Annotated in this window: 13 protein-coding genes; all 13 read left to right on the forward strand. The window is 58.6% G+C overall.

The genetic code is table 11. The features are described from left to right. Positions 1-719 (forward strand): flagellar hook-length control protein FliK (locus AC2VNM_RS05605; RefSeq protein WP_486913019.1); only part of this gene is annotated, 719 nt, incomplete at its 5' end. Between the two features lie 10 nt (positions 720-729). Beyond that, on the forward strand, positions 730-1,743 hold the full coding sequence (fliM, locus tag AC2VNM_RS05610) for a flagellar motor switch protein FliM (protein ID WP_483165899.1): 1,014 nt from the start codon (positions 730-732) through the stop codon (positions 1,741-1,743). Between the two features lie 2 nt (positions 1,744-1,745). Beyond that, entirely contained in the window at positions 1,746-2,225 is a 480-nt protein-coding gene (gene fliN / locus AC2VNM_RS05615) for a flagellar motor switch protein FliN (protein ID WP_483165898.1), read from the forward strand. Positions 2,226-2,254: 29 nt separating this feature from the next. Next, positions 2,255-2,752: a flagellar biosynthetic protein FliO gene (fliO, locus tag AC2VNM_RS05620; RefSeq protein WP_483165897.1), complete on the forward strand. Its 498-nt coding sequence runs from the start codon at positions 2,255-2,257 to the stop codon at positions 2,750-2,752. A 32-nt stretch (positions 2,753-2,784) separates the two neighbouring features. After that, positions 2,785-3,447, forward strand: coding sequence for a flagellar type III secretion system pore protein FliP (gene fliP, locus AC2VNM_RS05625; protein ID WP_483189656.1), 663 nt, complete (start codon positions 2,785-2,787; stop codon positions 3,445-3,447). A gap of 13 nt (positions 3,448-3,460) precedes the next feature. Beyond that, a complete protein-coding gene (gene fliQ / locus AC2VNM_RS05630) occupies positions 3,461-3,733 on the forward strand; it encodes a flagellar biosynthesis protein FliQ (protein ID WP_215871950.1) in 273 nt (90 codons plus the stop codon). Next, positions 3,730-4,521 carry a flagellar biosynthetic protein FliR gene (gene fliR / locus AC2VNM_RS05635; protein WP_483165895.1) on the forward strand — a complete coding sequence of 264 codons (792 nt, stop codon included), beginning with the start codon at positions 3,730-3,732 and terminating at the stop codon, positions 4,519-4,521. The genes fliQ and fliR overlap by 4 nt, the downstream gene beginning before the upstream one ends. 3 nt (positions 4,522-4,524) lie before the next feature. Next, on the forward strand, positions 4,525-5,655 hold the full coding sequence (gene flhB / locus AC2VNM_RS05640; RefSeq protein ID WP_486913020.1) for a flagellar biosynthesis protein FlhB: 1,131 nt from the start codon (positions 4,525-4,527) through the stop codon (positions 5,653-5,655). Between the two features lie 3 nt (positions 5,656-5,658). Then, positions 5,659-7,722: a flagellar biosynthesis protein FlhA gene (gene flhA / locus AC2VNM_RS05645; protein WP_483165905.1), complete on the forward strand. Its 2,064-nt coding sequence runs from the start codon at positions 5,659-5,661 to the stop codon at positions 7,720-7,722. A gap of 24 nt (positions 7,723-7,746) precedes the next feature. Continuing rightward, the gene (gene flhF, locus AC2VNM_RS05650) at positions 7,747-8,862 is read left to right on the forward strand and encodes a flagellar biosynthesis GTPase FlhF (RefSeq protein WP_486913021.1); all 1,116 of its coding nucleotides are present in this window, start codon (positions 7,747-7,749) and stop codon (positions 8,860-8,862) included. 16 nt (positions 8,863-8,878) lie between these two features. Continuing rightward, positions 8,879-9,757: a MinD/ParA family protein gene (locus tag AC2VNM_RS05655; RefSeq protein WP_483165892.1), complete on the forward strand. Its 879-nt coding sequence runs from the start codon at positions 8,879-8,881 to the stop codon at positions 9,755-9,757. Further along, the gene (gene fliA / locus AC2VNM_RS05660; protein ID WP_483165891.1) at positions 9,758-10,480 is read left to right on the forward strand and encodes an RNA polymerase sigma factor FliA; all 723 of its coding nucleotides are present in this window, start codon (positions 9,758-9,760) and stop codon (positions 10,478-10,480) included. Then, the gene (locus AC2VNM_RS05665) at positions 10,480-11,223 is read left to right on the forward strand and encodes a flagellar motor protein (RefSeq protein WP_483165890.1); all 744 of its coding nucleotides are present in this window, start codon (positions 10,480-10,482) and stop codon (positions 11,221-11,223) included. Before fliA ends, AC2VNM_RS05665 begins: the two co-directional genes overlap by 1 nt. The last annotated feature ends 131 nt before the right edge of the window (positions 11,224-11,354 follow it).

Raw genomic sequence — 11,354 nt, forward strand, 5'->3', positions numbered from 1 at the left:
AGGTCAAGAGTACGCAGAGCGGTCGATTGCCCCATGACCTACTGAGCAACGGCATCCTGCGTTCCCATCAGGCCTCCTCGGGATCGACTCCGAGCGATATTGCCACTGCCAGCGAGCTATTTCGACCGGCGCTGGCGACGGATTCCTTGACGGGCACAACGACGGGTATAGCGGAAGTGGCAAAGTCGAAAGTAGATCTGACGAGTAGCGCCCCGTCTGGCAGCAACTCCCTTTTTGGCATCCTGCAGATGCCCCAGCTCGCAGGAAGCGCAGTGGCTCCGGCGCAGGTGCAGCTTTCGCCATCGCTGCAGGAGCAGCCTGCCTGGGGGCAGGCGCTTGCCCAGGGGGTACAATGGATGGCCCAGGGCGGGGTGCAGCAGGCCGTCATTCACCTTCATCCAGAACACCTCGGCCCCCTGGTGGTACAGTTGGAACTGGGGCAGAACGGACAGGCCTCGGCGGTGTTTTTATCGGCTCATGCCGACGTTCGGGCGGCGATCTCGGCAGCGGTACCGCAACTGCAACAAAATTTTGCCGCCATGGGCCTGAATCTCGGTCAGGCAAGTGTGGGTTCCGGTTGGTCAGGTAGCGCGGGCGAGCGGCGCAATGAGCGCGCAGCCAGCGATGCCGATGACGGCTCGACGGGTGCCGTCGCGCCTGTGCTGTCCGCGCCGCGGGCGCTGATGACGCATCAGGGCTTGTTGAGCACTTTCGTGTAGGCGCTCGCGTATGAGTCAGCAAATCTTGAGTCAGGACGAGGTGGACGCGCTCTTCCAGGGTATGAATGAGGGCGAGGTCGACCTGTCCCCGGAGGATGTGCCAGAGGAAGGCGGAATACGTCCCTACGATCTGGCCAACCAGGATCGCATCGTACGGGGGCGCATGCCCACCCTGGAGGTGATGAACGAGCGTTTTGCCCGACTGTGGCGGGTCAGTTTATTTAATTTCCTGCGTCGCAGTGCCGAGATTTCCATCGGTACAGTGAAGCTGGTGAAATACAGTGAGTTCATTCGCAGTCTGGTGGTGCCCAGCAATATCAATATCGTTTCCTTGAAGCCCTTGCGCGGCAGTTGTCTTTTTGTCTTTGATCCACGCCTGATATTTTCTGTCATCGATAATTATTTTGGTGGGGACGGACGTTTTCACGCGCGTATCGAGGGGAGGGACTTTACTCCATTGGAGTCCAGAATCATCAACAAACTTCTTGGGATGGCGCTGCAAGACTTCAAGACGGCATGGAAACCGGTCATCGATCTGGGGCCGGAGCTGCAGCGGTCTGAAGTGAATCCGCAATTTGTCAATATTGCCACCCCGACGGAGGTGGTGATTACCACGGAGTTTCATGTGGAGCTCGAATCCGGTTCCGGATCTCTGCAGGTATGTTTGCCCTACGGGATGGTAGAGCCGGTGCGTGACCAGCTAACCGCAGGTACCATGGCGGACCGCTCGGAGGTCGATAAACGCTGGATTCAATCGCTCAACAGCGAATTGCAGGAAGCCGAGCTAACTTTGCAGGTTGAATTCATTCGCAAAAACTTGACGTTGGGACAGATCCTGCAATTGCGTGACGGTGACGTGATTCCGATTGATATGCCCGAACAGCTAGTGGCCCGGGTGGAAGGTATTCCCGTGTTTTCCGGTCGTTACGGTGTGCATGGTGAAAAGTATGCCATTCAGTTCGATCATGGCCTGACACCGGAAACAGCAGAAGGCTTGAGCGCCATGGCGGCGTGGGAGGAATAAAGATGGCCGAAAACGAGAAGGATAGCTCGGGTCAGAGTGCTGCTGACGACATCATGGCAGATTGGTCGGCGGCCTTGGCAGAGCAAGCTGGGGCGGCGCCTACGTCGGGCGAAGCGGCGGTTGACCAGGGGGCAGATACTGGCAAAAAAACGGCTACAGATCCCGCTGTAGCATCACCGGTCTCAATGCCTTCTTTGCAGGATGCAGGTACTGCGGAAAAAGTCGCTAACCTCGATATGATTCTCGACATTCCCGTCACGCTTTCCGTCGAACTCGGGCGCACCAAGATTCAGATCCGCAATCTCCTGCAGTTGGCGCAGGGATCGGTGGTAGAGTTGGAACGCCTTGCCGGGGAGCCCATGGATGTCCTGGTGAACGGCTATCTGATTGCCCAGGGCGAGGTGGTCTTGGTCAATGATAAGTTTGGCATCCGGCTGACCGATATCATCAGTCCCGCCGAGCGCGCGAAGAAGCTCCGTTGAAGCAGTCGCGCCCTGTCAAGGATTCGTCGTTGCAACTGTCAAGACTCCGTCATCTGCTTCTTCTTCTGCTGCTCACCCCGCTCCCTGCGTTTGCTGCGCAGACGGGTCCAGCAGTCTTTTCACCTTGGGCAATCCTGCGCCTGATCGCCGCCCTACTCCTCGTATTACTGATATTTTTAGCCTTGATCTGGCTCTTTCGTCGTCTGCAACCTGGCGCTGCCGGTGTCTCGGGTAGCCCTATGCGGATCTTGGCATCGCTCCCCCTCGGCACGCGGGAACGCCTCTTGCTTGTGGAGGTCGGCAAGCAGCAGTTACTGCTGGGAGCGACGCCGGCCGGGATCACCCTCCTGCATACCCTCCCAGAAGCGCTGCCCGTGGATTCCGGCAGTCCGGCCTTTTCCGGCTGGCTGCGGCAAGCAATGGAGAGGCGTAAGCAAGAGCAATGGCAAAATCAGCAAGCAAGATCCGCAGGGGAAAAGCGGTCCTCCTCAGCAGCGGGCTCCTCTTCGGAGGGCTCTTCCTCCTAAGCAGCCCTGTCCTGGCAGCGGGACTGCCGGGGGTGACGGCGACGCCCACCGCCGGCGGGGGTACCGACTACAGTCTGAGCATCCAGACGCTGCTTTTCATGTCGGTGCTGGTGTTCTTGCCCGCGATGCTGCTCATGATGACGGCCTTTACCCGCATCATCATCGTACTTTCACTGCTCAAACAGGCCCTGGGCTCCACCCAGATGCCACCTTCCCAGGTGATGGTGGGGCTGGCGCTGTTCCTGACCTTTTTTGTGATGGCGCCGGTGTTTCAAAAGCTGAATACCGAGGCCTTGCAGCCGCTGGCCAATAATCAGATCAGTCTGGATCAAGCGATGGACCGTTCCGAAGGCCCGCTGCGCACTTTCATGCTGGCACAAACGCGTCCGGATGATTTGGCATTGTTTGTCAAATTGTCCGGTCATAAGCAATTGCGCGCGCCGGACGATACGCCTATGGATCTGCTGATTCCGGCATTCATTACCTCGGAACTCAAAACAGGCTTTCAGATCGGGTTCCTAATTTTTATCCCTTTCGTCATCATTGATCTGGTGGTGGCAGCAGTATTGATGTCTTTGGGAATGATGATGTTATCGCCGGTGACCGTGTCATTTCCCTTCAAATTGATGCTGTTTGTTCTGGTCAATGGCTGGGATCTGGTCATTGGTTCCTTGGTACAAAGTTTCGTGCACTAGGAAGGAGGCGAAAATGAGTCCGGGTAGTGTCATTACCGTGGCTGAGCATGCGATCTGGACTGCACTCTGGCTGTCTCTCCCCCTTCTTGGCGTCGCCCTGGTGGTCGGGGTATTGGTGAGCATTTTTCAGGCAGCAACACAAATCAATGAAATGACTCTGAGCTTTGTCCCCAAGGTCCTTGTGCTTGCCCTCGTGGGGGTGATCGCTGGACCGTGGATGCTGCAACTGATGATGAGCTACACCACCCATCTGTTTCAGCAGATTCCGCAATTGATCAGCCAATGATCAGCATCAGCAGCCTGCAGATAGAACACTGGATCGGCGCTTTTTTCTGGCCTTTCGTGCGGATTCTGGCCTTTCTCAGCACCGCGCCGGTATTCAGTGCGACACAAATCCCCATACAGGTACGGGTTGGTCTGGCAGTGCTGCTCAGTGTGGCGCTGGCGCCGGCCTTGCCGGCCATGCCGCCAGTGGATTTTTTGAGCGGCGGGGGATTACTCTTGCTGATCGAACAGATCCTTATCGGTGTCAGTATTGGCTTTGCCGTGACCCTGATTTTCAGTGCAGTACAGTTTGCCGGATCGGTCATCAGTCTGCAGATGGGGCTCGGCTTCAGTACCTTCTTTGATCCGCAGACGGGTGTGGAGATCCCCACTCTCTCCAATTTTTTGAATCTTGTTGTTCTGTTGCTTTTCATGGCCCTGAATGGGCAATTGCTGACGCTGGTGGTGCTTGATCGCAGTTTCACGATTTTTCCGGTAAGTGATCAGATCGTTCTCCACGCAGATGCCTGGCACAGCCTGGCAGCGGCGGGCGCTATGGTTTTTTCCCTGGGGCTGGCAATTGCGGCGCCGGTGCTGGGGGCGCTGTTGTTGATCAATATCGCTTTGGGGGTGTTGAGCAAGCTGGCACCACAGCTCAATCTCTTTGTCATCGGTTTTCCGTTGTTGATTGTCGTGGGATTTATTGCCCTGGCTTTGTTGATGCCGGCCATGCAGATGCTGGTGCGACAACTGCTGCAGATCTCTTTGCACCTCAGCGGTCAGGTATTGCTACGAGCGGCGCGAGGTTGAACGATGGCCGAAGAGAGCGGGCAGGAGCGCAACCAACAGCCGACTGGAAAACGTATCGAGGAGGCGCGGCGGAAAGGGCAGGTGCCGCGCTCCCGCGAGCTTTCCACCAGTGCGATTTTGCTCGCAGCGGCGGCACTGTTTTACTTTTTTGGGGCCCGTTTGTCCTCTGCCAGTAGCGACTTTCTGCGGGCCGGATTGCACTTGTCGCCCGCGGTGATGCTGAACGAACGGGACATGTTGCGACAACTGGTACAGATGACCACCTTTGCCCTGGAATGGCTGCTGCCGTTTTTGTTGATTCTGGTGCTGGTCGTGCTCTTTTCCGGGATGGTCCTGGGGGGCTGGAACTTCAGTGGCAAGGCTTTGGTGCCTGATTTTTCCCATCTCAATCCGCTGACGGGGCTGCAACGTATGGTTTCCAAGCATGCACTGCTGGAGCTCGTCAAGGCGCTGCTCAAGGCACTGGTGATTGGCGGCATTGGCGTGACCCTGGTCTACGCGCAGCGTCGCGCCCTACTAGGGTTGATTCACGAGAGCCCGCAGATTGCCATTCATCATCTCTTCGCCATGCTTGGCCTGCTCTTTGTCTTCATGGCCGGCAGTACCCTGCTCATCGTAGCCTTTGATGTGCCATTTCAGCTTTGGTCCTACAACGAAAAACTCAAAATGACCGAACAAGAGGTCAAGGACGAGATGAAAGAGCAGGAGGGCAATCCCGAGGTCAAGCGCAGGATCCGTAGCCTGCAACGGAAGATGGCGCGGCGTCGCATGATGGCGGCGGTACCCAAGGCCAGTGTGGTGGTCACCAACCCCACCCACTTTGCGGTAGCTCTCCGCTACGAGGAGGGTAAGGACGTTGCGCCGGTCCTGCTCGCCAAGGGCGCCGATGTCGTGGCGGCAAAAATCCGGGAAATTGCACGCGCGCATGGGATCCCCCTGGTCGAGGCGCCACCCTTGGCGCGTGCCTTGTATCACCACGTGGAGTTGGAGCAGCAGATCCCGGCCACCCTCTACCGGGCAGTGGCCGAACTGTTGGCCTATCTCTATCAGCTACGGGTCGCCCGTCCTGGGAAGATGCCCGAACTGCCGCAGCAATGGTCAGTCCCGGCCGAACTCGATCAGGGAGGGAAATAAGTGATGGATGGCATTCTGCGCTTACTGCGCCGGATCAACTGGCACACCCTGGCAGCGCCAATCCTGGTGATCATGATCCTGGCGATGCTGATCATTCCCCTGCCGACCTTTCTCCTCGATATCTTTTTCACCTTTAACATCAGCCTGGGCCTGATCATCCTGCTGGTCAGTCTCTACATGACCAAGCCCCTGGAGTTCTCTGCCTTTCCCACGGCATTGTTATTGACGACCCTGCTGCGCCTGTCCCTGAATGTCGCTGCGGCCCGGATTATTCTGCTGCACGGGCAGAATGGTACGGGCGCCGCTGGTGTCGTCATCGAATCTTTTGGCCAGTTTGTTGTAGGGGGCGATTACGCCGTTGGTATTATCGTTTTCGCCATCCTGGTCATCATCAACTTCGTGGTGATTACCAAGGGTGCCGGGCGTATCGCGGAAGTGAGCGCCCGCTTTACCCTGGACGCCATGCCGGGCAAGCAAATGGCCATCGACGCGGACCTCAACGCCGGCCTAATCGATCAGCAAGAGGCGCAACGGCGACGCCAGGAGATTGCCCAGGAGGCAGATTTCTTCGGTGCTATGGATGGTGCCAGTAAATTCGTGCGTGGTGATGCCATCGCTGCCATCCTGATTTTGTTCATCAACCTCATCGGTGGCCTGATTATCGGCGTCTGGCAGCATGGGCTGTCGCTGAGCACCGCCGCGCATGACTATACCCTGCTCAGTATCGGCGATGCCCTCGTGGCGCAGATTCCGGCCCTGGTCATTTCGATCGCTGCTGGCATTGTCGTCAGTACCGTCAATACCGGCACTGACTTGGGCCGCCAACTGCTGGGCGAACTGCTGCGCAATGATGAGGCACTGATCGTCGTAGCCATCATCTTTGCTCTGCTCGGGCTCATTCCCGGTATGCCGCATATTCCCTTCCTCGGTGCCGCGCTGGTCCTCGGCGGCTACGCGTGGTGGCGGCGGCGCCAGCGCCCCAAGGAAGTGGAGAGTCCGCCGCCCTCGGCAAGCGAGCCGGAGGAGGTCAATTGGGATAGCGTCGAACCGGTCGACCCCCTCGGCCTGGAGCTGGGCTACCGCCTGATTCCGTTGGTCGACAAGGGAAGTGGCGGCGAATTACTGGCGCGTATTCGCGGGGTGCGCAAAAAATATGCGCAGGACTTCGGCTTTCTCGTGCCGGCGGTACATGTGCGTGATAACCTCGAATTGCGCCCGACCTTGTATCGCATCACTATCCGTGGAGTGGAGGTAGCGAGCGGTGAGGTCCTGCCGGATCTGCTTCTCGCCATCGACCCAGGTAATGTGCTCGGCCCCCTCGAGGGCACGCCCACCCGTGACCCGAGTTTTGGCTTGCCAGCGGTGTGGATCGACGCCCAGAGCCGTGATAAGGCGGTGGCTCTGGGCTACACCGTTGTTGACCCAGCCACCGTGATCGCCACCCATCTGCATCAGGTGCTGCAGCAGCGGGCGGCCGAGCTCTTGGGGCGCGAGGAAGTCGAGGGGCTGCTCTCCCATCTGGCCGTTCGTTCCCCCAAACTGGTTGAAGATGTCATTCCCAAACTCCTCTCGGTCGACAGGTTCAAGAAGATCCTGCAGAACCTGCTACGGGAATCTGTGCCGATCCGCGACTTGCGGACGATCGTCGAAACCTTGGCGGAACACGCCGCCGAGAGTCAGGATGTCGACGCCTTGACCGCCGCCGTTCGTCAGGCCCTTGGTCCTTACATTGTGCAGAACCTGTTTGCGGGGCAGAACGAGCTGCCGGTAGCGGTTCTTGACGCAACGCTGGAACAGTTATTGCAAGATAGTCTTCGCAATAGTAGCGATCATGGTCAGGGTGACCAGATCGAACCGGGCTTGGCGCAGAAGGTATTGGAAAAGGCGGGGACGTTGATGCAACAGATGGAGGCGAATGGTATGCAGCCGGTGCTTTTGGCCATGGGACCCTTGCGCGCTTTCCTGGCTCGCTTCCTGGCCCGCTCGGCGCCACGCCTGCGGGTGCTTTCTTATGGCGAGATTCCCGATAACAAGCGCATCCGAGTGGTCGGTACCCTAGGCGCTTGATGGCTCTGAAAGGATGAATGGACGATGAAGATGCGCAGATTCCAAGGTGGCACGACGCGCGAGGTCCTGACACAAATACGACAGGCCCTGGGGCCAGACGCCGTCATACTCTCCAATCGCAATCTCGTCGATGGGGTGGAGATCGTCGCCGCCATCGATTTTGATGAGTCGGAGCTGATGGCCGCCACCACCGCCAAGCCGCAGAAGCCGGTCATTGATCAGGCCGCGACTGATCAGACGGAGACAGAGACGAGAGCAATGCAGAAACCGGAACCAGTCCGGCAAGAATTGCAAGCATTGCGTGCCCTCGTCGAGAAGCGCTGGGGCCGTCAGCCCGTCGCTGATAGTGTGGCGCCTCCTGCTCTCGATCGGACGCGTTTGCAGGATCTAGGTTTCCACGCAGCGCTGTTGTCGCAGCTGGACCGTGCGGCGGCAGAGTGGGGAGCGCGCGAAGGTATGATTCATGTCCTGCAGGAGCAGATCGGAGCGTTGGACGATCCCCTGGGTGATGCCGGCATCATTGCGCTGCTTGGCCCGACCGGGGCGGGCAAGACAACCAGTGTGGCCAAGCTCGCTGCGCAGCAGGTCTTGCGCTATGGTCCGGAGACGGTCGCCCTGTTCACCAGTGATACCTACCGAATTGCGGGGGTGGAGCAGCTGAACATCTACGCAAAGATCCTCGGGGTGCCGGTAGAGGTCTTGCGCGGCCCGCAGGATCTCTTGTCCGCTCTGCAGAAGCATCAGGGCAGGCGCTGGATTTTCATCGACACCATGGGCCTCAGCCCGCGTGACGAGCGTCTCAACGAGCAACTGCAGTGGCTCGATGCGCTGGGCGACAATCTGCGACGTTTGCTGTTGCTACCCGCAAGTCTCGCCCAGCAGAGTCTCGATCAGGTATTGCAGCCCTACGCCAAGCTCTCTCTCACGGCAGCAATACTGAGCAAGCTCGACGAGGCACCCGCCTGTGGCGCGGTGCTGGAGTGGCTGGCGGCAAGAAAACTGCCTCTCGCCTATCTTAGTCATGGGCAAAAGGTCCCTGAGGATATTCAGCCCGTTGCTTGGGATTTCCTCGCGGATGCTATGGGGCTGGCTACGGGCGCCCTCGCCGCCGGTGGCAACAGTCGGTATCATAAAGCGTGAGATAATGGAGCCACCGATGGCGATGCAAGACTACGGAGATCAGGCGGACGGATTGCGGCGGATGCAGGGCGGGGCAGCCAGGGTTTTGGCGATCGCCAGTGGCAAGGGCGGGGTTGGCAAGAGCAACCTCGCCGTCAATCTTGCGCTGGCGTTTGCGGCGCGCAGAAAGCGCACGATCCTCTTCGACGCCGATCTTGGGCTGGGTAATGTGGATGTCCTCCTGGGATTGAGTCCGCGTTATCACCTTGCCCATGTTCTGGCCGGAGAAAAGACCCTAGCAGAGATCATCCTTTCGGGTCCTGAGGGGATCGAAGTGCTGCCTGCTGCCAGCGGTATCGCGGACATGGCCAATCTGGATGTCCGACAACAGTCCGGCCTGCTCGATGCCCTTGCTGCCCTGGAGCGAAGCTACGATTACCTGATCCTGGACCTTGCTGCGGGGATCGGGCCAGACGTTTTACGCTTTTCCCGGGCCGCTGACCACGTGCTCGTCGTTGTCACCAACGAGCCGGCATCCATCACCGACGCTTATGCCTTCATGAAGGTGTTACGCCGAGACTACGGTTTGCGGGATTTTTCGGTGGTTACCAATATGGTCCGTGACGCTACCGAGGGCGAAAAGCTCTTCTCGCGCCTTGCCGCGGTCGCACGGCAGTACCTGGAAATCCAACTGCGGCACGCCGGAACGATCCCTATGGACCAGTACCTGCGCAGCGCAGTGCGCACCCAACAGCCGCTCCTGCTGCGTTTTCCCGATAGTGGCGCGGCGAAAGCCTTTCGTGTCCTTGCTGATTCCATCCTCGCCTGGCAGAGTCCTACCCAGATGACGGGAACGTCAGCAAATCTGTTTTCCTCCCGCCTTTTGCTCGAGGAAGGCCCCGCCGGACATCCGTGAATGCTAGACCCCATCGTCGACAGTGCAACGCGTAGCGCGCAGGTGGCAGAGTACCTGCCCCTAGTGCAGCGGATTGCGCAGCGGCTGCTGGTGCGGCTGCCTCCCAGCGTCGATCTCGGAGATCTGGTACAGGCGGGTCTGATGGGTCTGCTCGATGCCCTGGAGCAAAAAGAGGGCAGTGCCAACGATACGGCATTCCAGAGTTACGCCGCGATCCGTATTCGCGGGGCGATGCTGGATGAGCTACGCGAGCAGGACTGGTTGCCTCGGCGCGCGCGCCAGCGGGAGCAGAAAATTGCCAAAGGGATGGCGCGCCTGGAGCAGCGCCTCGGACGCGCGGCGAGTGAGGAAGAACTGGCCGAAGATCTGGGTTGGACCCTGAAAGAGTATCAGGAAGCCCTGCGCGATGGCGGCGGACAGTTACTGTATCTGGAGGATTTATCCAGCGACAATGAGAGCTTTGTGGCGCAGTATTTGCGCGATGACGGCGAAGATCTCCCCGAGATTCTGAGCGCCCAGCACTTTCAGCGCGATCTGGAGCATGCGATTACTCGTTTGCCGGAGCGGGAACGGCTGGTCATGGCGCTCTACTACCAGGAAGATCTGACCTTGCGGGAGATCGGCAAGGTCTTGGATCTCACCGAGTCGCGGGTGTCCCAGATCCTGCGCCAGGCCGTCTTGCGCCTGCGTTCGTCGCTCATCGACTGGGGTGAGGAGGCGTGATGGATTTTCTTACCATCATTGGTGTGCTGGTTGCCATCGGTGGGATCCTGTTCGGGCAGTTTCTCGACGGCGGGAATCTTGCCTCCATCATCCAAGTCACGGCCTTCTGCATAGTCATTGGCGGGACGACAGGTGCCGTGATGATCCAGTACAAATTGCCGGTCTTCGTTCGCTCGCTCAAGATGTTACCCTGGGTGCTGAAGGCGCCGGCTATTGATCCGCAACCTTTGATCGAGCAATTGGTGGAGTGGAGTCATACGGCACGAAAAAATGGTCTGCTTGCCCTGGAGGGGAGCCTGGACAGCGTGGCCGATCCCTTTCTGCGCAAAGGCTTGCAAATGCTCGTCGATGGTACTGAGCCGCAGAAAATTCGCGACACCCTGCTGGTCGAGCTGGAGGCACGGGAAGCCATAGAACGGCAGGCAGCCAAGGTCTTTGAATCTGCGGGAGGCTACTCGCCTACCATCGGTATTCTGGGCGCCGTCCTTGGACTCATTCACGTCATGGAAAATCTTGCCGATCCGGCCAAGCTCGGCGCCGGGATCGCCACTGCCTTCGTTGCCACCATCTACGGTGTGGGCTCGGCCAATATCTTTTTTTTGCCGGTATCCAACAAAATCAAAGGGATCGTCCACGAACGCAGTTATCTACGGGAAATGACGATCGAAGGACTCGTGGCGGTAGCCGAGGGCGAGAACCCGAAGATCATCGAGGCCCGGCTACAGAGTTTTTATGTACACTAGGGACGTGGCACGAGCACGGGATTAGAGAATCAGCGCCCTGTCAAAGCACATTAGAAATGTCCGGTGTTGGGCAAGATAGAGATGTCCGGTTCTCCTGGGTATGGATTACTTTCCAGGACGATCTACGGTGG

It is taken from the genome of Acidithiobacillus sp. TH-A67 (assembly GCF_057473545.1).